Source organism: Kutzneria chonburiensis (assembly GCF_028622115.1).
Lineage (GTDB): Bacteria > Actinomycetota > Actinomycetes > Mycobacteriales > Pseudonocardiaceae > Kutzneria > Kutzneria chonburiensis.
The window spans coordinates 10,222,935-10,245,427 of sequence record NZ_CP097263.1; the positions used below are offsets into that span (position 1 = coordinate 10,222,935).

The following is a 22,493-nucleotide window of genomic DNA, read 5'->3' on the forward strand; positions in this document are numbered from 1 at the left end:
CGCGGCTTCACCGGGTGCCTGGTCGTCGTGGCTGGGACAGGCCACTCAGTTGCGGTCGGCCTGGCGACGTTCCGTCAGCCTGGTCAAGATCCGCCGAGCCGCGTCGCCGGTCACTGCGACCGAGCGCATCGCGTCGGCCATCTTCACGTAGAGCGCGACGTCGTCCGGCTCGGTGCGCGTGAGCTCCGTGTCGACGACCTCAACCAGCACCTGGCCGTCGATGATCCAGAACGCGTTCGTCGGCACCACCGGCAGCCTGGTGCCGAGCGGGATGATCCCCAGCGTCACCGACGGCAACCCGAGTACCGCCAACAGTCGGTCCACCTGGGCGGCCATCACCTCCGGCGGGCAGACCGGGTACAGCAACGCCGCCTCAGTCATCACCAACTCGATCGCCTTCGATCGGTCGTACAGGATCCGCTGGCGTTCCATCCGGGCCTGGACCGACTCGTCCACGTCGGGCGGCGAGTCGAAGAACGCGGCGTTCGTCGCGAACACGTGCGCCGCGTACTCGGCCGTCTGTACCAAGCCCGGCACCACCATGAGTTCGAACGCCCGGATGTGTGCCGCTGCTGCTTCGATCGATGCCGCGTGGTCCTGCCGCGGTTTGTTCCCGGCGCGCAACTGCCGCTTCCAGCTGGCAGCAGCCAACCGCAACTCCAGCAACTCGCCCCGCAGTTCCGCCGCCATCGGCTCGGGTGCGTTGACCGCGCCGAGCCACGCAGTCAGGTCCGAGTCGGTGGCTGGTTGAGCGCCGGTCTCGAGGCGCGACACGCGCCACTGCGGCCACGCCAGATGCGCGGCGAACGCCGTCCCGGTGAGGAAACCGGCGTGCTCACGGAGCTGGCGGAGGCGTTCGCCGAACCGCGCCCGCTTCTTGTCCAGGTCGCTGCTGCTCACGTGCTCCTCGGGCTGGATGCATCTCGCGGTACTGCCAGTACGGCACCGCGTGCGTCCACGCGATGTCCCGCCAGGCCTGGTGCTGGGCAACCGTACCCGGATCGGTGATCATCTCGCCGCCGACGAACCCGGACGCGTCGAAATGCATCTGGACGAGCTGGGTGTTGTCGAACAGCCAGAAGTCATGGTCCGGCAGCCCCAGCGCCGCGGCCTGGTCCGCGGTGACGATCCGGATGTCCTCGCCGGCCTCGACGTTGGCCGGTGTGACGTTCTCCTGCCAGCGCAGGTATTCCGTCGGCGGTTCCGGGTAGAGCCGGACCCGCTGGAACAGGCGGCCGTCGGCGGTCGCGGCGCGGATGTCGTCCAGCCAGTCCGCCATCCACGCAAGATCGTCTGGTTTGCCGCGTCGCCACATCTCCAGCGGTTCTAGCTCGTACGGCTCGTGGTAGCTGGCCTGGGCCTCCCACCGCCACGCCGTGTGCTGGAACGTGGCGAACAGACGCTCGAACTCCGCGCCGGTGATCAGGTTCGTCACTCGGTGCCTTTCGGTGCGAACTGGAGCAGGTCGGCGGGGATCTCCACGACGGTTTCGTCGTCGGCGAGTCCGGCGTAGGTCTCGCGGATGGTGGTCATCGCCTCAGGGTCGGTGACGATCTTGCCCTGGACGATGTAGGTGCCACGGTCGGTGGCGTACAGGGTGGGGCACTGGCCCTTGCTGGACGTGGTGCCGAGGAACGTGATCTTCACGGTGTCTCCTTTGTCGATGCGGCTCACATGCATGGTTCGCGCATAGATGGCGCATCGTCAACCAAGCGATCAGGGCACCGGAGTGGCCAGTGCGGCTTCGGCGCGTGACGACGTGCGCCCATTCGAGTGGTTATGCGCCATCTATGCGTGCTATGCGTTGAAGATGCATGCAATGCTGTGCGAGTGGTCCAGCCCCGATGCTCACGGTGGTGGCCGGAGCTGGCGCTGTTTACGACGGAGGAGATCCCCATGACATCCCGGCCCGACCGGATCTTCATGACGTGGCTCACGAGTATGGACAGGGTCGATCATGCGGTCACCGATGAGGAGTTCCACGACAACCGGCCCGAGCCGGAGGCCGTGTGCGGCGACGTGATCACGCTCGCGCCAATGGAAACCCCGTCCGGCCCGCGCTGTGTCCGGTGTGCCGCGTTCCTGACGGCGCGCGAGTCGTTTCGCGACGTGGGGCAGCGCCTCGATCCGCACCAGCCGCCGTCTTGGCTGGAGCGCCTGCTCCATCTGAATGTCCCGACTTCGGCCTCGCAGAGCCCGCGCGCACTCGTTCGGGACGGACGGTTCCCGCCTCCGGTGGATACGCCGGCCGGCGGGCGACCGTGACGGCCGCCGGCCGGGCCGAGCAGCAACAGCGAGCGGACCGAGCGTTGGTGCATTTCCACTTCGCCATGGCGTTCCTGTCCGCCGGTGATGTGTCCGGCGCGGATGACTACCTGAAGGACGTCCGGCAGCGGGATGGGCAAGAGATGTACCAGTCGGTGATGGACATGATTGCCGCGCACACGAATACACCGATCGAACGGTGACCGTAGCCCAACGTCCTCGGCGTACCCGACCGGGAGTTGCGGGCCCGCAAGGTCCCCGTGCGTCTTGCGTCCTGAAGCTGAAGGAGGATGGGTACCGGCGGGCTGCCGGGCGCGCGGCGCGGGCACCAAAACGCAGACACGGTGCGTCCTCAGTCCGCGCAATGTCGAGCGCGAACGGCGATGGCAGGCACCGTGGTGTCGAGCGCGCGGGGCGGGCACCCGGCTGGACCACCTCGCACTGCCGTGACGGGCAGCCCCCGAATCAATCCAACCAGATCAACATGGGAAGGCCGGGTCGGCGAGGGGGACGAAGATCGCTCCGGAGCGGCGTTCGGGCTTCGGGGGCTAGGCTGGAAACGGGGGCCTGCTCAGCGCTGTTGATCTAGCTCGGGGGTGCGCGGGTGATCGAGCTGGTGGTGGGGGCGAAGGACCTGGCGCGGGTGCGGTTCGGACGGTCGGCGCTGGAAGAGGTGACGTTCAGCCTCGGGGTGCTGGCGGGCCGAAAAGGGCGGCGCTGCACGGACCCTGGATCAAGGCGGCGAAGGCGGGGCTGGCGGGGGAGGATCTGAGCCTGCTGAATGCCCTGACGGCGAAAGGCAACTACTACCCGGGATTCCTGGTGCCGCCGCCGCGAGAAACGGACGGCGCGTTCGAGGACGAGGTGGAGCGGGTCAGGGAGACGAGCGCGGAAGAGGTTCGGCGGGAACTGGATCTGTGCTGGCCGGAGGATCTGCCGAGCCGGCTGCGGCCGCTGTACGACAACCCGCCGCGACATCTGGCGGAACTGGCGGAAGTGCTGACGACGTACTGGCACAAGGCGATCGAGCCGGCGTGGCCGAGGATCAAAGCGCTGTACGACGCGGATCTGGCGCACCGGTCGGCGGCGCTGACCAAGGGGGCCTGGACCGGCTGTTCCAAGAGCTGCACCCGCAGGTGGAGTACGCGGACGATCGGCTGAAGCTGCATCTGGCGGCGCACAGTGCGAGCGTGAGAACAGCGGGGGCGGGGGTGCTGCTGATCCCGAGTGTGTTCATCTGGCCAAGGATCGCGGTCTTCGACACGGACGACTACCAACCGGCCATCGCGTTTCCGGTCCGAGGGGTGGGCACGGTGTGGAGCGACGGGCCGCCACGGGAAACGGTGACGCCGCTGGCCGGACTGGTGGGCCGAAGCCGGGCGACATTGCTGGTACTGCTGGAACTTCCCCGCTCGACGACGCAACTGGCGCAAACGCTGGGCGTCACGGCGGCCACGGTGAGCGAACACCTGGCGGTGCTCAAACGCAGCAACCTGGTGCGCTCGCGCCGCGACGGACGCTCCGTCCTGTACGAACGGACGACGCTGGGCAGCCGGCTGCTGATCGACCACAGCTGACCATTAGGCCACGGCCTAATGGTCGCGGCGGCGTGGACCGTTAGCTCACGATGGGTTCTCCGGCAAGGGAAGCAGGGGAGAACCATGCGAAAGCTGACCACGTGCGTTGCCGCTGCGGCGGCGGGGGCCCTGCTGGCGGTGTCGGCGTCGACGGCGAGGGCCGCCGACGCCGACGGCTGGCAGCGGACGCACACCGACCCGTTCGAATTCGCGGCGGGTGCCCTCTGCCCGTTCGGGCTGAAGGGAGACATCCTGTACGACAACGAGTTCACCCGCTCCTACCAGAGCGGCGCGACGAGAATCGAGGAGTTCACGGGGCCGCTCGGCATCAGATTCGGCAACGTGGCGACCGGCAGGACGATCGACCGCGACGTCACCGGCTTCATCCGCGTGCTGCACCAACCGGACGGCAGCCGCGAGTTCGATCTGTGGGGCAACAGCGTCGCCCCGATCTTCCCGGGCACCGGCCAAGCCGGCGACTACGTCACGCACGGGCACTTCGTGCTCGTGGTGCACGCGGACAAGTCGCGTGAGTACACGGTCCGCCAAGGCACCAGCGAAGACGTCTGCAAGACCCTCGCTTAGCTGCTGGGTCTCATTGCTGGACCGACTAGCATGAGCCCATGAGACGGACCTCGTTCGCGCACTGGCCGTGCTCGGTCGCCCGCACCATGGACCTGCTCGGCGACTGGTGGACGCCGCTGGTCCTGCGCGAGTCGTTCTACGGCATCCGCCGCTTCGACGAGTTCCAGCAGGCACTGGGCATCGCCCGCAACACCCTCGTCGACCGGCTCCGGCGGCTGGTCGACGAGGGCCTGATGGAGAAGGTGCCCTACCAGTCCGAACCGGTCCGGCACGACTACGTGCTGACGGAGAAGGGGCGCGACTTCTGGCCGGTGCTCGCCGCGATGATGGCCTGGGGCGACCGCTGGCTGGCCGAGGAAGCCGGCCCGCCGATCACGCTGCATCACGACAAGTGCGGCCACGACACCCAGGCCGAGGTGGTGTGCGCGCACTGCAAGGAGCCGCTGGCGGCCGACGAGGTGCGGCACCGGATGGGTCCCGGCTACCCGGAGAAGCTGGCCAAGCGCCCGGACGTCGTCCAGCGATTCGCCGCGCAAAACGCCCGTTGAAATGCTGAGTCTATCTAAGAGACCATCCACTCATGGAGTGGACCGGAGCGCGGTACGCCGACAAGCCGACGGTGCAGGTGCGGACCTGGATCGACGGTCCGCCGGAGCGGGTGTGGGCGGTGGTCGCCGACGTCTCGCTGATGCCGGAGATGAGTCCCGAGCTCCAGTCGGTCACGTGGTGTGACGGCGCGGCCGGGCCGGCGCTGGGCGCGCGGTTCGTCGGCGCCAGCAAGCACGATGCGCTGGGGGAGTGGGCCACCACCTCGCAGATCGTCGAGTTCGAGCCGCCGCGCGTGTTCGGCTGGGCGGTGCAGGACCCGGACAACCCGACGGCGCTGTGGCGGTTCACGCTGACGCCGCGCGACGGCGGCACCGAGCTGACCCAATGGATGCAGATGGGCCCGGCGCGCTCCGGTCTGTCGCACGCGATCGACCGGATGCCGGACAAGGAACAGAAGATCGTCTTCGTCCGGCTGCGCGAGTTCGAGAACGCCATCACCGGCACGCTGGCCCAGATCAAGCAGCGGGTGGAGAACTCCTGATGCGGACCGCGACGACGATCGAGGCGTCCACCGACTGGGCGACCACGCTGGATTTCGTGCTGGAAGCGGAAAAGCTCGGCCTCGACACCTGCTGGGTGGCCGAGGCGTGGGGCTCGGACGCGCCATCGGTGCTGGGCTATCTCGCCGCCCGTACGGACCGGATTCGGCTCGGCTCGGGCATTATCCAGCTCGGCACGCGTACGCCCGTGGCCATCGCGCAGGCCGCGCTCACGCTGGCCCAACTGTCGGACGGCCGGTTCGCGTTGGGGCTGGGTGCTTCCGGACCGCAGGTGGTGCAAGGGCTGCACGGCGTGCCGTTCGACCGGCCGCTCAGCCGGATGCGCGAGACCGTGCAGGTCATCCGCGAGGTGTTCGCCGGCGAGAAGATCTCCCTCAGCGGCAAGCACTTCACCATTCCGCTGCCGGGCGAGGGTATCCGGCCGATGCGGCTGTCCATAGCCCCGAACCCGGACATCCTCATCTATCTGGCCACGCTGTCGCCGAAGATGCTGGAGCTGACCGGCGAGATCGCCGACGGCTGGCTCGGCACCAGCTTCGTGCCCGAGGGCTCGGCCGCCTACTTCACCCACCTCGACGCCGGCCTGGCCCGCTCCGGCCGCACCCGCCGCGATCTCGACGTCTGCCAAGGCGCCGAGGTGTCGTTCGCGCCGGACGAGGATGCCTTGCGGGCCATGGTCGCCGGCCGCAAGAAGGAGCTGGCGTTCAGCCTCGGCGGCATGGGTTCGGCCAGCGTCAACTTCTACAACGACGCCTACAGCCGGCAGGGCTGGGCCGAGGTCGCCGCCGAGGTGCGGGAACGTTGGCAGGCCGGCGATCGCGACGGCGCCACCGAACGAGTCACGGACGACATGGTGCTGGCCACGACGCTGATCGGCACCGAGCCGATGGTGCGCGAACGGCTGAAGGTGTGGCGGGACGCCGGCGTCGACCTGGTCCGGATGTACCCGGCCGGCGACACCCTGGGCGTCAAGCTGGACAACCTCGGCCGGGCCCTGGACATGGTCCGCACCCTGACCTGACGACCCACGTGAGTCCCGCCCAGCGTCACACCGAATGTGTGAAACGGATTCAACAGTTCGGTATGACTGTGGGCGGGACTCACGGGGTTCCCAAGGCTTGGTACGCACTTGGCATTGGGGCCTTGCGGTGTGACGATCGGGTCATGTCCGGTGCCCCCGCCACCGTGCTGCGCGCCGTGCTCCGGCACGGGCCGGTCGCGCGCAGCACGATCGCCCGGCTGACCGGCCTGAGCCCGGCCGGCGTGTCCCGGCACTGCGGCAGCCTGGCCGACCGCGGCCTGCTCACCGAGACCGACGAGCCGGTGTCCCGCAACGGAATGGGCCGCCCGCACGTGCCGGTGGACATCGACACCGGCCGGCACACGGTCTGCGGCGTGCACATCGCGCACGCCCACGTCACGCTGTCGCTGCTCGACCTACGCGGCAATGTCCTTGTTCAGCAACAGATCCCGCACGTCGACCCGGACCAGCACGCCGTGCTGCGGGCGATCACCGATGTCCTGCCCGGGTTTCTCGCCGGCCGGACACCGTTGGCGATCGGCGTGGCGGCCGGCGGCTGGGTCGACACCGACAACGGCGTGATCGTCGAGCACACATCGTTGGGCTGGCGCAACGTTCCGGTGCGAGAAATCCTTGCCGGTGCCACTGGACTGCCCGTGCACACGGACAGCCACGCCCGCGCGCTGGTCCAGGCGGAGCAGCTGTTCGGGGAGATCCGGTCCCGCGAGTCGGCGCTGCATCTGTTCGTGGGCAACGTCGTCGACGCGGCGATCGTCACCGGTGGCGCGACCCACCGCGGCCCCCGATCGGCCGCCGGTGACGTCGCCCATCTGCCGCTCGGCGACTCGGACGTGCAGTGCCTGCTCGGGCACCGCGGCTGCTTCGAGGCCACGGTGTCCGACGATGCCTGGGCCCGTCGTGTCGCCGGCGTGACCATGCCGGAACTCCTTGCCGGACAACAGGATTCAACGCCGTTCGTGGAACGCGCCCGGCTGGTCGGCCGGGCCGCCGCGCTGCTGTACGACGTCGTCAACCCGGAGGTGCTGGTCGTCACCGAGCTCGGCGTGATCACTTTCCCGGAGTGCCTGGCGGCGCTGCGCGAGGAGATCGCCGCCCGGTCCCGGCTGTGCGCGGCGCCGGAACACACCGTGCTGCCCAGCAGCTTCGCCGCCGACACGGTGCTGGCCGTGGCCGGCGGCGCGGTCGCCCTGGGCGTGCTCTACACCGATCCGCTGTCCCACACAGTGGGTTGACATATTTTCAGCCGACGCAATGTTGACCGTGCCGACGCGCGGTTCACATCATTGCAGCCATGTTGCACCTCAACGCATTCCTGATGGGCGTAGGACATCACGAAGCCGCGTGGCGGCACCCGAGAACCGACCCCTCGCTCGTCAATGACGTGCGACATTTCCAGAACCTGGCCACAATCGCCGAAAGGGGCGCATTCGACTCCGTGTTCCTGGCCGACGGTGTGCAGATCTGGGGCGACGTCCAGCACACCGCCGCCGGCAAGTTCGAGCCGATCACGCTGCTCACCGCGATGGCCGCGGCGACCACGCACGTCGGCCTCATCGCCACCGCCTCGACCAGCTACACCGAGCCGTACAACCTGGCCCGGCTGTTCTCCTCGCTCGACCACATCAGCGGCGGCCGCGCCGGCTGGAACATCGTCACCTCGGCCGGCGACCGGGCCGCGCAGAACTTCAACCGGGACGCCGTCGCCGATCACGCCGAGCGCTACGAGCGGGCCGACGAGTTCCTGGACGTGGTCACCGCGCTGTGGGACAGCTGGGACGACGACGCGCTGGTCGTCGACCCGGCCAGCGGCGTGTTCGCCGACCCGGACAAGGTGCACGAGATCAACCATCGCGGCCGGTTCTACCAGGTCAGAGGCCCGCTGAACGCGGTGCGCAGCCCGCAGGGGCGACCGCTGCTGGTGCAGGCCGGCTCGTCGGAGGACGGCAAGGCGTTCGCCGCCCGGCACGCCGAGGCGGTGTTCACCGCGCAGCAGACCTTCGAGGAGGGGCAGGCCTTCTACCGGGACCTGAAGTCGCGGCTCGCGGCCAACGACCGGCTGCCCGACGAGCTCAAGGTGCTGCCCGGCATCGTGCCGGTGCTCGGGTCGACCGAGGCCGAGGCGCGGCGGCTGTCCGACGAGCTGGACGAGCTGATCGTGCCGGTCCGCGCGGTGCGGCAGCTGTCCGAGCTGATCGGCGTCGACCTCAACGACCACCCGCTGGACGCGCCGCTGCCGCCCCTGCCGCCGGTCACGCACATCAACGGCGCGAAGAGCCGGTTCGAGCTGGTCCGAGACCTGGCCGAGCGGGACAAGTTGACGTTGCGGCAACTCATCGGCCGGCTCGGCGGCGGCCGTGGACACCAGGTCATCGCCGGCACGCCCGTGCAGATCGCCGACCACATTCAGCGCTGGCACGAGGGTGGCGCCGCCGACGGATTCAACGTGATGCCGCCGCTGTTGCCGTCCGGGCTGGAGGAATTCGTCGACCACGTCATTCCGGAACTGCGCAGGCGCGGTTTGTTCCGTACCGGTTACAGTGCCGACACATTGCGCGGCCACTACGGTCTCGCCCGGCCGGTCGGCCGTTTCGAACGGATTTCCCGATGAAGCGAAGAGCATTTCTCGCGTTGGCCGGCGCGGCCGCGGTCAGCACGGCCTGCGGCACCGCCAGCGGCAGCGGCAGCGGCACGAAGACGCTGCGCTACCAGGGCAGCGCCGGCGCGGTCACGCTGCCCGAGCTCGCCGCCGACCTGGGCTACCTGGGCGACGTCACGCTGGACTGGGTCGGCAACACGATCAGCGGACCGCAGGACATCCAGTCCGCCGCCACCGGCCAGACCGACTTCGGCGGCGCGTTCAACGGGGCCGTGGTCAAACTGGCCGCGGCCGGCGCGCCGATCAAGGCGGTGGTCGGCTACTACGGCTCCGACGACCGTGCCTACAACGGCTTCTACGTCCAGGAGAACAGTCCGATCCGGTCGGCCGCCGACCTGGCCGGCAAGAAGATCGGCATGAACACGCTGGGCGCGCACAGCGAGGCCATGCTGGACATCTACCTGCAACGGGCCGGCGTGGACCCGAAGAAGACCGAGCCGCTGGTGGTGCCGCCGGTCAACACCGAGCAGTCGTTGCGGCAGAGCCAGATCGACGTCGCCGTGCTCGGCGGCATCCTGCGGGACAAGGCCTTGCAGACCGGCGGCATCCGCAAGCTGTTCACCGACTTCGAGCTCCTCGGCCCGTTCACCGCCGGCACCTACGTCTTCACCGACCGCTTCATCAAGCAGAACCCGGACACCGTGCGGACCTTCGTCACCGGTGTCGGCAAGGCCATCGAGTGGAGCCGCAGCACGCCGACCGCGCAGGTCGTGGACCGGATGACGCGGATCGTGGCCAAGCGCAAGCGCAACGAGGACGGGTCGGCGCTGAAGTTCTGGAAGTCGTGGGGTGTGGCCGAGAAGGGTGGCCGGGTGTCCGAGCACGAGCTGTCCATGTGGGTGGACTGGCTGGCCGGGCGCGGCGAGCTGGCGAACAAAAAGGTGGACATATCGTCCTTGTACACCAACGAGTTCAACGGGGTGGGGCCGTGATCAGCCTGCGCGGCGTGACCAAGGACTTCGGCGACTTCACCGCGCTGGACGGCGTCGACCTGGACGTGGCGGCCGGCGAGTTCGTGGTGCTGGTCGGGCCGAGCGGCTGCGGCAAGTCCACCCTGCTCGACTTGCTGGCCGGCCTGACCACGCCGACCAGCGGCCAACTTCTGTTGCACGGCAAGCCGATCGACGGCCCCGGCCTTGATCGGGGCGTCGTGTTCCAGCAGTACGCCCTGTTGCCCTGGCGGACCGCGCTGGGCAACGTCGAGTTCGGCCTGGAGGCCACCGGGGTGCCGCGGCGGCAACGGGTCGCGCTGGCCCGTGAGTTCCTGGACCTGGTGGGGCTCAACGGGTTCGAGGACCGGCACCCGCACGAGCTGTCCGGTGGCATGCGGCAGCGGGTGGCGATCGCGCGCAGCCTGGCCTACGACCCCGAGGTACTGCTGATGGACGAGCCGTTCGCGGCGCTCGACGCGCAGACCCGGGAGTCGTTGCAGGACGAGCTGTTGCGGATCTGGCAGCGTACCGGCAAGACGATCGTGTTCATCACGCACGGCATCGACGAGGCTGTCTACTTGGGACAGACGGTCGCCGTGCTGACCTCGCGGCCGGGCCGGGTCAAGCGGACCGTTCGGATCGACCTGGGCAACCGCAGTGAGGTGCGGGACCTGCGCTCCAGCACGGAGTTCGGGCGGTACCGGCACGAGATCTGGGAGCTGCTGCACGACGAGGTGGCCCGGGCGCAGCGCTTGGAGGTGGCGCGATGAGCACGGTCGAGCTTGCTATTCCATTGGCGCGCAGGGCAACCCTCGGCCTGGGCTTCCTACGTAAGATCCTCTACCGGTCGGCCGCGATCATCGCCCTGTTGGCCGTCTGGGAGGCCGCCCCACGACTCGGGCTGGTGGACTCCACGTTCCTGCCGCCGTTCTCCGAGGTCATGGTGGCGTGGTGGCAGCTGTTGGCCGACGGTCAGCTGCTGGACAACACGGTGGCCAGCCTGGGCCGTTCGCTGACCGGATTCGGCTTGGCGGTCGCCGTGGCCGTGCCGCTCGGGCTGCTCATCGGCTGGTACCGCCCGGTGGCCGAGCTGCTCGGGCCGCTGCTCGAGGTGTTCCGCAACACCGCCGCGCTGGCCCTGCTGCCGGTTTTCGTGCTGCTGCTGGGCATCGGCGAGACGTCGAAAGTGTCGATCGTGCTGTACGCCTGCGTGTGGCCGATCCTGCTGAACACCATCAGCGCTGTCCGCACTGTCGACCCGACCCTGCTGAAACTGGCCCGCTCGCTGGATTTGTCGCCGCTGCGGCTGTTCCAGAAGGTGATCCTGCCGGCGGCCGCGCCGACCGTGTTCACCGGCATCCGGCTGGCCGGCGCGGTGTCCATTCTCGTGCTGGTGGCGGCCGAGATGGTCGGGGCCAAGGCCGGCCTCGGCTACCTGGTCAACGCCGCGCAGTTCAACTTCGCGATCCCGCAGATGTACGCGGGCATCGTGACCATCTCGGTCATCGGGGTGGTGTTCAACCAGCTCCTGGTCGCACTGGAACGACGGTTCACGTCCTGGCGAAGGGAAAAGTCATGACCGCGACAACGGGATTCGAGGTGCGCCGGGTCGGCGGCCGGATCGGGGCCGAGATCGTCGGCGTCGACCTCGCCGCCGGCATCGAGCCGGCCATCGTCACCGAGATCAACGCCGCCCTGGTCGAGCACAAGGTGTTGTTCTTCCGTGAGCAGCACCTCGACGACGCCGGCCAGACCCGGTTCGCCTCGCTGTTCGGCGAGCTGACCGGCGCGCATCCGACCGTGCCGTCCGTGGACGGGCAGCCGCACGTGCTGGCCGTGAACGGGGAGGAGGGCGTGCGGGCCAACCGCTGGCACACCGATGTCACCTTCGTGCGCACGCCGCCCAAGGCCAGCACGCTGCGGGCGCTCGTGGTACCGCCGTACGGTGGGAACACCTTGGTGGCCAACGCGGTCGCCGCGTACAACGATCTGCCGACTCCGCTGCGGGAGTTCGCCGACAAGTTGTGGGCCGTGCACACCAACGACTACGACTACGCCGATCCGCCGGTCAACTCCGTGGCGGCCGAACGCCGCAAGGTGTTCACGTCACGCAAGTACCGCACCGCCCATCCGGTGGTGCGGGTGCATCCCGAGTCGGGCGAGCGGGGCCTGTTCATCGGCGGCTTCGCGCAGCGCATCGTCGGGCTCAACGCCTCCGAGTCGCACGACATCCTGCGCCTGCTCCAGTCTTACGTGACGCGGCCGGAGAACGTCGCCCGCTGGCGTTGGTCGCCCGGTGACGTGATCTTCTTCGACAACCGCAGCACGCAGCACTACGCCCCGGACGACTACGGGGACCTGCCGCGGCTGCTGCACCGCGTGACCCTGGCCGGCGACGTGCCGGTCGGTGTCGACGGGGCGCAGAGCTACGTGCTCGAGGGCGATGAGGCGGAGCACTACACGTAACCGTTGTCCGCCAGGGACAATCGGGAAGTCCGCCGTTCGGCGGGTCGCCAGGGGCGGGATTTTCGGGATCATGGCTGGGCCCGTCAACGACGATGGAGGCCCCGCCATGCCCGATTCCCTGTCCCGCCGCCAGGTACTGCGTGGCTCGGGTCTTGCTGTCGCAACCACCCTGTTGAGCAACTTTCCCGCCGGGGCAAGCAGTGTGCCCGTGCTCGGCGAGTACGACGTGGTCATCGTCGGCTCCGGCGCCTCCGGCATGACCGCCGCGCTGACCGCCGCCAAGCGCGGGCTCAGTTGCGTCGTCGTGGAGAAGGCCCCGACCTTCGGCGGGTCGGCCGCCCGGTCCGGGGCCGGGATCTGGATCCCCAACAATCCGGTGGTGTTGGCCGCCGGCGTGCCCGACACGTACGCCAAGGGGGCACAGTACCTGGCCGCCGTTGTCGGCAACGGCTCGTCGCCGGCGCGGCAGAAGGCGTTTCTGGACAACGGCCCCGCGATGATCTCGTTCGTGTTGGCCAACAGTCCGCTGCGGTTCCGGTTCATGGACGGCTACAGCGATTACTATCCCGAGCTGCCCGGCGGCATGCCCAACGGCCGGTCCATCGAGCCCGACATGTTCGACGGCAACCTGCTCGGCGCCGAGCTCGCGCATCTCAATCCGTCGTACCTTGCCGTGCCGGCCGGGCTGGTCGTCTTCAGTTCCGAGTACAAGTGGCTCAACCTGGCCGCTGTCAACGGAAAGGGCCTTGCGGTGTCCGCCGGCTGCCTCGCCCGTGGCACCGCCGCCGCGGCCGCCGGCCAGAAGCCCTTGACCATGGGCCAGGCCCTCGCCGCCGGGCTTCGCGCCGGGTTGCTCGCCGCCAACGTTCCCGTCTGGCTCAACACCCCGCTCGTCGACCTGAACATCGAAGGCGACCGTGTCACCGGCGTTGTCGTGTCCAGCAACGGCGTTCCCGGCCTGGTCCGGGCCCGCCGCGGCGTGATCATCGGTTCCGGCGGCTTCGAGCACAACGCCGAGATGCGGGTGCGGTACCAGCGTCAACCCATCACCACCTATTGGTCCGTCGGAGCCAAGGAGAACACCGGCGACGGCATCCAGGCCGGCATCCGCGCCGGCGCCGACCTGGGTCTCATGGACGATTCTTGGTGGGGCCCAGCCATTCCGCTGCCCGACGAGCCCTACTTCTGCCTGGCCGAGCGCACCCTGCCCGGCAGCATCCTGATCAACCAGGCCGGTCAGCGTTTCGTCAACGAGGCCGCCCTGTACAGCGATGTCGTGCATGTCATGTACGACAAGAACCCCTCCGCGCCCGACATTCCCGCGTGGTTGATCACCGACCAGAACTACCGCAACCGCTACCTGTTCCGCGATGTCCTGCCCGCCCTCGGCCTTCCCGACGCGTGGTACCAGTCCGGCCAGGTCTTCAACGCCTGGTCCATCGAGGACCTCGCCGCGAAGATCAACGTCCCGGCTGCCGCCCTCCGCACCACCGTCAACCGCTTCAACGGCTTCGCCTTCAGCGGCGTGGATTCGGACTTCGGCCGTGGCCGCAGCGCTTACGACCACTACTACACCGACCCCGCCGTGATCCCCAACTCCTGCCTCGCTCCCCTGTGGGAGGCCCCCTTCTACGCCTTCAAGATCGTCCCCGGCGACCTGGGCACCAAGGGCGGCCTGGTCACCGACGCCCGTGCCCGCGTCCTGCGCCCCGACGGCTCCGTCATCCCCGGCCTGTGGGCCGCCGGCAACGCCAGCGCCGCCGTGATGGGCCGGAGCTACGCCGGCGCCGGCTCGACCATCGGCCCCGCGATGACTTTCGGCTACGTGGCAGGCAATGACGTCGCCGGAGTGGCCTGAGGAGTCGCGACGAGTGGAGTGGGTGGGGCGTTGGTGCCCATGGTGACAGCCATCGGTGTACCGCCGTAGGTTGGCAGTGCGGAGGATGGTGGAGGGAGCAGGGGCTAAGGACCACCGCATGCCCATCGGGAAGCAGGACCCCCACTCAACGCAAGCGAGCCAACGAACGCAACCAGCGGACTGGACCCCCACTTGACGCGCCCACGGTGCCAAGGGGCAAGGCCGCGACGGCCCCGTAGTCTGTCCACCCGTGGTCTAGCCGTCGTGGCCGCGGCAGCGGCGCCGCCAGGCCCGTGACCCTCGCTTGCCGACACCTGGTGCTCGAAAGCTTGGAGAGCTCCCTAGAACGGGGGTTCTTCAACAGGTTCGGGCTTAGTCGTGTAGGTCAGCCCCCACCGCGTCTCCAGCGTCGTCGTGCCATCGTCCGCGATGGTCACCTTCGCCTTGGTCGCGTGCTTATACCGATGATGCTTTCGATCCAACGGCCCGAGGTTGGTACCGGTCGACTTGCCTTCGGGCCAGGCGGTGGCGTGGTCGATGTCGCAGGATCGTGAGGGATGGGAGCAGCAGGGCATCACGCACGTGCGGTGTCGGGTGCGGATGAACCGGTCGACATCGGCCTTCGGCCGGTAGATGTCGGGGCTGTATTCCAGGAGCTGGCCGGCTTTGTCGGTGAGGAGACGGTGGAAGATCGTGCCGGGGTGGGACATGAGTTCCCGGACAACCGGCGCGGGGAGGAGTTGGCCGGTGTCCAGTTGGCCGGGGCGCTCGTCCACACCGAGCAAGGCGGTGATCGGCACAGTCACCTGAATCAACGGCTTCAAACCAGCGGTCTTGGGGTCTTCCAGGATTAACCCGGCCATGACATCCGCACGGACCTCGTCGATGGTGCGCCCGTTTTTGGTTTCCTGTTGGGCGATCCGATCGATCTTGGTGTACATGGCCTGGGCGATCTCGGCGGGTTGTTGGCAGGCCAGGGTGGCCATGCTGTCTTCTTCGTCGTAGATGATGACTTTGCGGTTGCGGCGGGCTTCTTCCCGTTTGAGGAAGTGCAGGGCGGGGTCGGCGCGTTGGAGTCGGCCCAGCGACGAGCGGCGGAGTTGTTGCGGGGTCCGGCCGGCGGCGGTCGCCAGGGTGGCGCTCACCACCCGTTGGGCGAGCTCTTCGGGATAGAACCGCGTCGGATCGACGATGGCGTGGGCGGAGCGTTCGCTGATGATGCCGGCGGCCATGGCGTCGATGACGTCGGGGAAGTAGGTCTCGACGCGGGTGGCCCAGTCGACGTAGTCCTCGGCGTTGGAGGGCGAGAGCTGTAAGGCCAGGGCGAGGTCGGTGGCGACGTATTCGTCGGTGGCGATCTCGGCGGTGAGGCGGAGTTGCTCGGCGTCGAGCGCTCGTTTCTGGTGCTCGATCTCGATGATACGAGCGACTTTCCTGTCCATACCAGCAATTCTACGCCCGCCCAAAGATCGACTCGACGTGTGACTATCGCTCGATAGAGTGAGAATTCCTTGGCGGGCAATGACTTTCGGTCACGAAAGCTGTGAGTGGAGAAAACTGTTGTGGCGCAGGGGTTATGAAGCGGAGGGGATGGTGTGGGGGAGGGGGTGTGAGCAGCGGGCCGGTGAGGGGATGGGAGGTGCTTGTGGTGTGGGTATGCCGGTGGAGATGCTGTGGCGCAGGGGAAGGAACGCTGCATGGCGGGTGAGTGGCTAGCGGAGGTGTGTGGCGGGGCGGACCTCCCAGGTCGCAGTCAGGGGTCGGTAGCCGCAGCGGTGCCAGAAGGGGGCGGCCAAGGCGTTCATGCCCAGGTAGTGCAGCAACACGGCCGAGAAGCCGGCGGCGTCGAGGTCGGCGTGGACCTGTCGCACCAAAGACGTGCCGGCGGAGGAACCACGGAACTGGGGCAGGACAAAGAGATCCGAGAGATAGGCGACACGGTCGAAGGAGCTGAGGCGCGAAGCCCAAGGGGTGGCGGCAGGGTCTAGCACGGTGAGGAAGCCGGCGGGGACGTTGTCGACCAGGGCCAGCCAGGACCAAGGGCGACGACCATCCGAATACTTGGCTCGAATGAGTGAAGCGGTGTTGGACCGCAAGGTCATCTGACCGAGGACCTGGTTCCACCGGACCAACTCCACCTCCATGGCGACCAGGGAGGAAAGATCCGCGTCAGTGGCCTGTCGAACGGTTACAGCCGGACCACCGGGCGACTCCTGGCCGGCAACGCGAATGGCCAGCACGGAAAGGGGCGCGAGGCCGTGGGACAACAGGGTGGGCACGACGACAGCATCGCGAGAAGGCCACGTGATCGAGGCGGCGGAATCGGGGGAAGACACGACGGGGGGCCAACGGGACAGCAGGGCGTCCAACGACCCGGCGGGATCGCCGACACCGACGTGAGCGGTGAGGACGTGGCGCTCGGTGGGGTTCCACGTGTGGTCGAGGGTCGCCGGATCGGCGGCGACCACCCGGGCAACGGCGGTGCCGCCGGGAACGTCCCAGCGAACACCGTCCGAAGGAAGAGCAACCCCCAAAGGCAGCAAGGGATCCAAGCGGCGCAGACGGGAGAAGTGCTGATCCGAGAGAGGGTCCACGACACTGAAGCTACGGGATGCGGAGCCCGGCACGGCGTAATGCTTCCTCAACGCGCAGCCGTTCGATCTCCTTGTCCATGCCCTCGGGGAACTCGTCGAGCCGCTGCGGCACCTCCAAGGCGCGGCAGGCCTGCCGCAACAAATCGTCATAGGCCTGGCGGGCGGCGTACCGACGCAGCGCGGGGGTGCCGGGCTCGAACTCGAGCAGGGTGCGGTGCACGTGCCGCAGGCGCTGGGCGAGGAACTGGATGGACGGGCCGGAGGGGGTACGGCGGCGGCGCAGGCGGCGTAAGAAGTCGTAGACGTCGGGCAGCGACAGCAGCAGCCAGCAGAAGGCCGCCGGCACCATCGTCAACACGAGGTACACCAGCAGGTAACCAACGGTCGTGCCGGCCACAGCTCATGGTAGTGCCGCCAGGGTAGGGTCGGCGGGGTGAACGACGAGCCGATGGCGCTGTTCCATGAGGTGGCGGCGACGGTGCCGGCGTACCGGAAGTTCCTGGCCGAGCGCGGCGTGGATCCGGCGGCGGTGACCGAATTCGCCCGACTGCCGATGCTGGACAAGAATTCCTATCATCGGAAGTATCCGCTGCCGGAAATGTGCCGGCACGGCCGCCTGGACGGCTGCGACATGGTGGCGGTGTCCTCGGGCTCCAGCGGCGAGCCGACGATCTGGCCCCGGTCGGCCCAGGACGAGCAGCACATCACCGACCGGTTCGAGCAGATCTTCCGGGACGGCTTCGACGCCTCCCACAAGTCCACCCTGGCGGTGATCTGTTTTCCGCTCGGCACCTGGGTCGGCGGGCTGTTCACGCTGGCCTGCGTACGGCATCTGGCGGCCCGGGGCTACCGCATCACCTGTGTCGCCCCGGGCAACAACAAGGCGGAGATCCTCCGGGTCATCCCGGAGCTGGCCGGGTACTTCGACCAGACGGTGCTGCTGGGCTACCCGCCCTTCGTCAAGGACGTGATCGACTCCGGCGAACACTGGGATCGCCACAGCATCAAGCTGGTGCTGGCCGGCGAGGTGTTCAGCGAGGAGTGGCGGGACCTCGTCTCGCAGCGGGCCAGCATCGAGGACCCGATCAACCACGTGGCCTCGCTGTACGGCACGGCCGACGCGGGCGTGCTGGGCAACGAGACGGCGCTGTCGGTGAGCATCCGGCGGTTTCTGGCCGGCCGCCCGGACCTGGCCCGGGAGCTGTTCGGCGACTCGAGGCTGCCGACGCTCGTCCAGTACGACCCCAAGAGCCGGTATTTCGAGACGCACGAAGGAACGCTGCTGTTCAGCGGGGACAACGGAATCCCGCTGATCCGGTACCACATCGCCGACGAGGGCGGCATCGTCGCCCACGACGCGATGCTGGAATTCTGCCGGGCCAACGGCTTCCAGCCGCCCCAAGGCGACGACCTGCCGTTCGTCTTCGTGTTCGGGCGTTCCCTGTTCACGGTGTCGTTCTTCGGCGCCAACGTGTACCCGGAGAACGTCACGGTCGGCCTCGAGCAGCCGGGCATCAGCGACTTCGTCACCGGCAAGTTCGTGCTGGAGGCGGTGGAGGACGACAACCGGGACCGCCGGCTCAGGATCACGGTCGAACTGGCCAAGGACAAGACCGGCGATCCACAAGCAGTAGCCACCGCGATCCGAGACCAGCTACGAAGGCTGAACAGCGAGTTCGCGCACTATGTGCCCACGGAGCGGCAGCTGCCCGAGGTGGAGCTGCGGCCGGCCGGCGACCCCGAGTACTTCCCGGTCGGCGTGAAGCACCGCTACACGCGCTCAGGCGTGCAGCGGCTGTGACGCCGAGGCCAGGATGAGGTCCAGCCCGAACCGGAACCGGGTCTCGTACTCGTCGTCGGCCAGGTGCGGCAGCACCAGCGCCAGCGACGGGAAACGCCCGGTTCCGGCGACCTGGTCGGCCAGCGCGCCCGGGGTGCCCTGCTCCTCCTGCACCAGCCCCAACGTGAAGTAGATGATGGTCCAACAGGTCCACGCCGCCGCCGGCGCGGGCAGGCCGCCGTCCAGCAGCGCGGCGACCAAGGTGTCGGCGGCGGCCAGGGTGGCCGGTTCGGCGCCGAAAGTGCTGGCCACCAGCCGTCCGCCGTCACGGTGCGAGAGCAGGGCCCGGCGGTAGCGGTGCGCGAGCGCGCTGACCCGTTCCCGCCAGTCCTCGGGCAGCCCGTCCAGGTCGATCTCGGCCAGCACCGCGTCGGCCATCAGATCGTGCAGCCGGGCCTTGGTCTTCACGTGCCAGGACACGGTGTTCAGCCGCACGCCGATCCGCGCGGCCACCGCCCGCAGTGTCACGGCGTCGAAACCGGACTCGTCCAGCAGCTCCAGCGCGGTCCGCACGATCACGTCCAGCTGCGACGGGGATTGCATGCCCCGCAACGGCGGCCGCGAGCCGGCCCGGCGCATCCGGTCCAAGGCAAGCGAATCACGGTCCCGCTGCACCGGCGCGGGCAGCGCACTGGGCCGGTCCCGCGCGACCCGCAGGCCGTCCAACAGGAAACCGACAGCCCGCTGGTGCAAATCGCCCGCCGCCTGCACGGACAGCGCCAGCGGCATCAGGTCGGACGGCTCGAAGTCGGCCCGCAGCTGCCCGGCCTCCTTGGCCCGCCGGACCAGCACCGCGACGTGCTCGCCGATGCGGCGCCGGCCGGCCTCGACCAGATCGACCAGCCCGGTGGGGGCACAGCCGAGAATCTCCGTGTACGAGCCGGTGAGCAGCTCGTGCCAGCCCTTGTCGGCGGCGATGTCGACGGCCATGCGCTCCAGGAAGGCCGCGACCCCGGTCCACGGCTCGGCCGCCGCGGCGGCCAGCCGGGCCAGCTCCTCGGCCTCCGCGACCCGCGTCGCATACACCCCGTGCACCAGGTCGTCCTTGCTCGCGAACCACCGGTACACCGTGGCCACGCCGACGTCGGCCTGCTTGGCGACGTCGGCGAGGGTGGCCGACAGGCCCTGCGTCGCGAACACCTCGGCCGCGGCGTCCAGGATGCGGGTATCGCGCATGGGCCCAGCGTACCGCAGGTTGGTCACTCCACAGTGGACAACTACTGGGGACAGCTACGCGCCGGCGGCCCGGCGGCGGTGTCCCTCCGCGTACGCCTGCTTGCGATACGCCAGCACGGGGTCGTCGGACAGCTCGATGCCGTCGGTCAACCGGGTCGGGTCGAACACCGAACGGTCCCAGAACTCCTGGTCCGCCACCGGTTTCACGATCTCCAGCGTGCCGGCGTCGATCTCCGGCCGGTCGGCCGGCCAGGCCTGCGTGGGATCGTTGGTCGGGTCCTCGGGGCCGGCGAACTGCACGCGTAGGCTGAACGTCACCGGAAGTCGGTCCTCCAGCTCGTCCAACAGGTGCCCCGGCGGCCACTCGGCGGTGTCCTCGGCCGTCAGGTGGCGCAGCGAAGCCGGTTCCCAGCGGTACCGGACGAATCGGCGCACGCCGTCCGGGCCGACCCACACGAACGCGTGCTGGGCCCAGAACCGGATGGTGGCGTAGCTTTCCGGCACGGGAATGGTCGCCGCCTCCTGGAAGGCGTGCGTGGACTCGGGGTTCGCGGTGATGAACGCGATCACCGCGTCGGCCCGTTCGGTGCTGCCGCTGGGCTTGTCGGTCAGCGCCCTGGTCATGTCCAGGAACTTGGCCGGCGTCGACGCCATGAACACCGGCACGTTGAGCGACACCAGGTCCGTTTCCGGTGACAGGAACTTCACGGACATGCCACGCACCGCGGCCCCGCCGTCGGGTTGGCTTGGATCGCCGGCGGTGTTGGAGTAACGCACGATCGCCGGTGTCGGTGAGCCCTGCAAGTGCACGGCGGTCGTGTACGCGGCGGCCGCGCCGGACGGGGTGAACACGGCGTCGTAGCAGCGGCCGAGGGCGTGGGCCCGGCGGAAACCGGGGTGCCGCCCGGACATCCGCTCCATCGCGTCGACAACGGTCACGGGGTCGGTCAACGTAGCGCTCCGAGGATCAGGCCGGCGACCAGCTCGGGCTTCTCGTTGGGCAGGAACCAACTCGTGCCCGGCACGGTCACGACCGTGGTGGTGGGACAGGCGGTCAGGATGCGGCGTTCGGCCGCGGTGAGCCCGCCGTCGCCGCGTTCGGCGTGCACGACCCAGGCCGGCACGCCCGTCTCACACAGCCGCGATGCGACGGACCCGTGTCCACGAAGGTAGTCCAGGTACGCCCGGATCAGCCGCCGGAGTTCGCCGGGACTGTTCTTCCGCACCTCGTTTCCGAGCACGTTTCGCCGTTCCGGCGGCAGTTGTGCGGCATTGAGCGCCACATCGGTGAATTCCAGCATGAACCGGTACGGCAGCGTGCCCAGCACCATGGCCAGCCGGTCGAGCACGCGCAGCGTCAGCATCTCGTCGGAAACGGAGAAACTGGGCCCCAGCAGGATGAGAGGGCCGGTGAAACCCTCGGCCGCGGCCATCTCCAACGCCACGTTCGCGCCCATGCTGTAGCCAGCAACCACCGAACATCCGTGCTCGGTGGCCAGTTTGGCCGCTTCGTGCGCGCACGCCTCGACGCTCGGGTCACGAGGCGGCGGCGAGCCACCATGCCCGGGCAGCGTGGCGGCCACCAGCTTCAGCCCGGCCAATTCCGGCCGTGCCGCGATTTCGGCGTAGAACTCGGCGGTGATGAGCCCGCCCGACAGCAGCAACACGGAGTCGACCGCGTCGTGCGGGCCGTGCACCCGAATGTCCCATTCCATGGCGTCCCCCAGTTGACGCCATGGTAGTTCGTCCACCCGGGACGGGGTCAGTACCTGTCGTGGTGACGTAGCCAGTTCATGTTGTCGCCGCGACCGGACGGAGTGAGGTCCAGATAGTTGTCCATGGTGTGGAGCACGTCGGTGCTCTCACCGAAGGCCGAGTAGGTGTGGTACACGGTGTCGCCGTCGCGCAGGAACACGCTGACCCCGCCCTGCTCCATGTTGTCCTGCGTGGCCTGGAAGTCGGTGTTGAAGTCGGTGTCGTGCGAGGAGTACCAGGGGAAGGTCCAGCCCATGCGCTCGCGGAACGGCAGGATCTGCTCGATCGTGGCGCGGGACATCAGGACCAGCGAGGTGTCGCGGACGTGCAGGTGTGACAGGTGGCCGATGTTGTCGACCAGGTACGAGCACCATTTGCAGCCCTGCGGCCAGCTCGGGTCGAACATGAAGTGGTAGACGATGAGCTGGCGGCGGCCGTCGAACAGGTCCAGCAGGCCGGCCTCGCCGTCCGCGCCCCGGAAGACGTACGGCTTGTCCACGCGCTTCACCGGCAGCTGCCGGCGGGCCGTGCGGACGGCTTCCCGCGCGGCTTCCAGCTCCTGCTCGCGGACCTCCAGCTCCTTGCGCGCGGCCAGCCACTCCTCGGGCTCGACAACGTTCATCACGTGCTCCTCTCGT

The 22,493-nt window shown here is 68.7% G+C and carries 26 protein-coding genes; 16 read left to right on the forward strand and 10 right to left on the reverse strand.

Going from position 1 to position 22,493, the window contains the following annotated elements; all coding sequences use genetic code 11:
• Positions 1-45: 45 nt before the first annotated feature.
• Genes M3Q35_RS47530 through M3Q35_RS47540 form a run of 3 tightly spaced genes read right to left on the reverse strand, consistent with a single transcriptional unit; the run spans position 46 to position 1,647 of the window.
• Complete coding sequence (locus tag M3Q35_RS47530; RefSeq protein ID WP_273939236.1) at positions 46-900, reverse strand: helix-turn-helix domain-containing protein; 855 nt, start codon at positions 898-900, stop codon at positions 46-48.
• The gene (locus M3Q35_RS47535; protein ID WP_273939237.1) at positions 836-1,435 is read right to left on the reverse strand and encodes a DUF6879 family protein; all 600 of its coding nucleotides are present in this window, start codon (positions 1,433-1,435) and stop codon (positions 836-838) included. The genes M3Q35_RS47530 and M3Q35_RS47535 overlap by 65 nt, the downstream gene beginning before the upstream one ends.
• The gene (locus tag M3Q35_RS47540) at positions 1,432-1,647 is read right to left on the reverse strand and encodes a hypothetical protein (RefSeq protein ID WP_273939238.1); all 216 of its coding nucleotides are present in this window, start codon (positions 1,645-1,647) and stop codon (positions 1,432-1,434) included. Before M3Q35_RS47540 ends, M3Q35_RS47535 begins: the two co-directional genes overlap by 4 nt.
• Before the next feature lie 249 nt (positions 1,648-1,896).
• Here M3Q35_RS47540 and M3Q35_RS47545 point away from each other — a divergent pair, with 249 nt between their 5' ends.
• The 15 genes from M3Q35_RS47545 to kstD all read left to right on the forward strand — a co-directional run bounded on the left by M3Q35_RS47545 (position 1,897) and on the right by kstD (position 14,490).
• Positions 1,897-2,265, forward strand: a complete 369-nt coding sequence (locus M3Q35_RS47545) for a hypothetical protein (protein WP_273939239.1) — start codon at positions 1,897-1,899, stop codon at positions 2,263-2,265.
• Positions 2,262-2,468 carry a hypothetical protein gene (locus M3Q35_RS47550; protein ID WP_273939240.1) on the forward strand — a complete coding sequence of 69 codons (207 nt, stop codon included), beginning with the start codon at positions 2,262-2,264 and terminating at the stop codon, positions 2,466-2,468. Before M3Q35_RS47545 ends, M3Q35_RS47550 begins: the two co-directional genes overlap by 4 nt.
• A 619-nt stretch (positions 2,469-3,087) precedes the next feature.
• On the forward strand, positions 3,088-3,426 hold the full coding sequence (locus M3Q35_RS47555; protein WP_273939241.1) for a hypothetical protein: 339 nt from the start codon (positions 3,088-3,090) through the stop codon (positions 3,424-3,426).
• Complete coding sequence (locus tag M3Q35_RS47560) at positions 3,402-3,842, forward strand: ArsR/SmtB family transcription factor (RefSeq protein WP_273939242.1); 441 nt, start codon at positions 3,402-3,404, stop codon at positions 3,840-3,842. Before M3Q35_RS47555 ends, M3Q35_RS47560 begins: the two co-directional genes overlap by 25 nt.
• Positions 3,843-3,926: 84 nt before the next feature.
• A complete protein-coding gene (locus tag M3Q35_RS47565; RefSeq protein WP_273939243.1) occupies positions 3,927-4,427 on the forward strand; it encodes a hypothetical protein in 501 nt (166 codons plus the stop codon).
• Positions 4,428-4,465: 38 nt separating this feature from the next.
• A complete protein-coding gene (locus tag M3Q35_RS47570; RefSeq protein WP_273939245.1) occupies positions 4,466-4,975 on the forward strand; it encodes a winged helix-turn-helix transcriptional regulator in 510 nt (169 codons plus the stop codon).
• Between the two features lie 32 nt (positions 4,976-5,007).
• Positions 5,008-5,517 carry an SRPBCC family protein gene (locus tag M3Q35_RS47575; protein WP_273939246.1) on the forward strand — a complete coding sequence of 170 codons (510 nt, stop codon included), beginning with the start codon at positions 5,008-5,010 and terminating at the stop codon, positions 5,515-5,517.
• Positions 5,517-6,557, forward strand: coding sequence for an LLM class flavin-dependent oxidoreductase (locus tag M3Q35_RS47580; RefSeq protein WP_273939247.1), 1,041 nt, complete (start codon positions 5,517-5,519; stop codon positions 6,555-6,557). Before M3Q35_RS47575 ends, M3Q35_RS47580 begins: the two co-directional genes overlap by 1 nt.
• 143 nt (positions 6,558-6,700) lie before the next feature.
• Positions 6,701-7,810: an ROK family transcriptional regulator gene (locus M3Q35_RS47585; protein WP_273939249.1), complete on the forward strand. Its 1,110-nt coding sequence runs from the start codon at positions 6,701-6,703 to the stop codon at positions 7,808-7,810.
• A gap of 59 nt (positions 7,811-7,869) precedes the next feature.
• Positions 7,870-9,186, forward strand: coding sequence for an LLM class flavin-dependent oxidoreductase (locus M3Q35_RS47590; RefSeq protein WP_273939250.1), 1,317 nt, complete (start codon positions 7,870-7,872; stop codon positions 9,184-9,186).
• A complete protein-coding gene (locus M3Q35_RS47595; RefSeq protein WP_273939251.1) occupies positions 9,183-10,166 on the forward strand; it encodes an ABC transporter substrate-binding protein in 984 nt (327 codons plus the stop codon). Before M3Q35_RS47590 ends, M3Q35_RS47595 begins: the two co-directional genes overlap by 4 nt.
• A complete protein-coding gene (locus M3Q35_RS47600; RefSeq protein ID WP_273939252.1) occupies positions 10,163-10,936 on the forward strand; it encodes an ABC transporter ATP-binding protein in 774 nt (257 codons plus the stop codon). The genes M3Q35_RS47595 and M3Q35_RS47600 overlap by 4 nt, the downstream gene beginning before the upstream one ends.
• Positions 10,933-11,745: an ABC transporter permease gene (locus M3Q35_RS47605; protein ID WP_273939253.1), complete on the forward strand. Its 813-nt coding sequence runs from the start codon at positions 10,933-10,935 to the stop codon at positions 11,743-11,745. Before M3Q35_RS47600 ends, M3Q35_RS47605 begins: the two co-directional genes overlap by 4 nt.
• Complete coding sequence (locus M3Q35_RS47610; RefSeq protein ID WP_273939254.1) at positions 11,742-12,632, forward strand: TauD/TfdA dioxygenase family protein; 891 nt, start codon at positions 11,742-11,744, stop codon at positions 12,630-12,632. The genes M3Q35_RS47605 and M3Q35_RS47610 overlap by 4 nt, the downstream gene beginning before the upstream one ends.
• Before the next feature lie 106 nt (positions 12,633-12,738).
• A complete protein-coding gene (gene kstD, locus M3Q35_RS47615; RefSeq protein WP_273939255.1) occupies positions 12,739-14,490 on the forward strand; it encodes a 3-oxosteroid 1-dehydrogenase in 1,752 nt (583 codons plus the stop codon).
• A gap of 341 nt (positions 14,491-14,831) precedes the next feature.
• On the opposite strand, the gene M3Q35_RS47620 is transcribed toward kstD, so the two are convergent.
• The 3 genes from M3Q35_RS47620 to M3Q35_RS47630 all read right to left on the reverse strand — a co-directional run bounded on the left by M3Q35_RS47620 (position 14,832) and on the right by M3Q35_RS47630 (position 17,481).
• Positions 14,832-15,932, reverse strand: coding sequence for an HNH endonuclease signature motif containing protein (locus tag M3Q35_RS47620; protein ID WP_273939256.1), 1,101 nt, complete (start codon positions 15,930-15,932; stop codon positions 14,832-14,834).
• 270 nt (positions 15,933-16,202) lie between these two features.
• Entirely contained in the window at positions 16,203-17,084 is an 882-nt protein-coding gene (locus M3Q35_RS47625; protein ID WP_273939257.1) for a GNAT family N-acetyltransferase, read from the reverse strand.
• Between the two features lie 10 nt (positions 17,085-17,094).
• Positions 17,095-17,481: a hypothetical protein gene (locus M3Q35_RS47630; protein WP_273939259.1), complete on the reverse strand. Its 387-nt coding sequence runs from the start codon at positions 17,479-17,481 to the stop codon at positions 17,095-17,097.
• Between the two features lie 36 nt (positions 17,482-17,517).
• On the opposite strand from M3Q35_RS47630, the gene M3Q35_RS47635 reads away from it, so the two are divergent.
• Complete coding sequence (locus tag M3Q35_RS47635) at positions 17,518-18,885, forward strand: phenylacetate--CoA ligase family protein (RefSeq protein ID WP_273939260.1); 1,368 nt, start codon at positions 17,518-17,520, stop codon at positions 18,883-18,885.
• Here M3Q35_RS47635 and M3Q35_RS47640 read toward each other — a convergent pair.
• The 4 genes from M3Q35_RS47640 to M3Q35_RS47655 are packed head-to-tail and all read right to left on the reverse strand — an operon-like array spanning position 18,865 to position 22,477.
• Entirely contained in the window at positions 18,865-20,100 is a 1,236-nt protein-coding gene (locus M3Q35_RS47640) for a TetR/AcrR family transcriptional regulator (protein WP_273939261.1), read from the reverse strand. The two genes, M3Q35_RS47635 and M3Q35_RS47640, sit on opposite strands and share 21 nt — an antisense overlap.
• A gap of 54 nt (positions 20,101-20,154) precedes the next feature.
• On the reverse strand, positions 20,155-21,051 hold the full coding sequence (locus tag M3Q35_RS47645; protein WP_273939262.1) for a catalase family peroxidase: 897 nt from the start codon (positions 21,049-21,051) through the stop codon (positions 20,155-20,157).
• Positions 21,048-21,815 carry an alpha/beta fold hydrolase gene (locus tag M3Q35_RS47650; protein WP_273939263.1) on the reverse strand — a complete coding sequence of 256 codons (768 nt, stop codon included), beginning with the start codon at positions 21,813-21,815 and terminating at the stop codon, positions 21,048-21,050. Before M3Q35_RS47650 ends, M3Q35_RS47645 begins: the two co-directional genes overlap by 4 nt.
• Before the next feature lie 47 nt (positions 21,816-21,862).
• Positions 21,863-22,477 (reverse strand): DUF899 domain-containing protein, encoded by a 615-nt coding sequence (locus M3Q35_RS47655; protein ID WP_273939264.1) that lies wholly within the window; start codon positions 22,475-22,477, stop codon positions 21,863-21,865.
• Positions 22,478-22,493 lie beyond the last annotated feature (16 nt).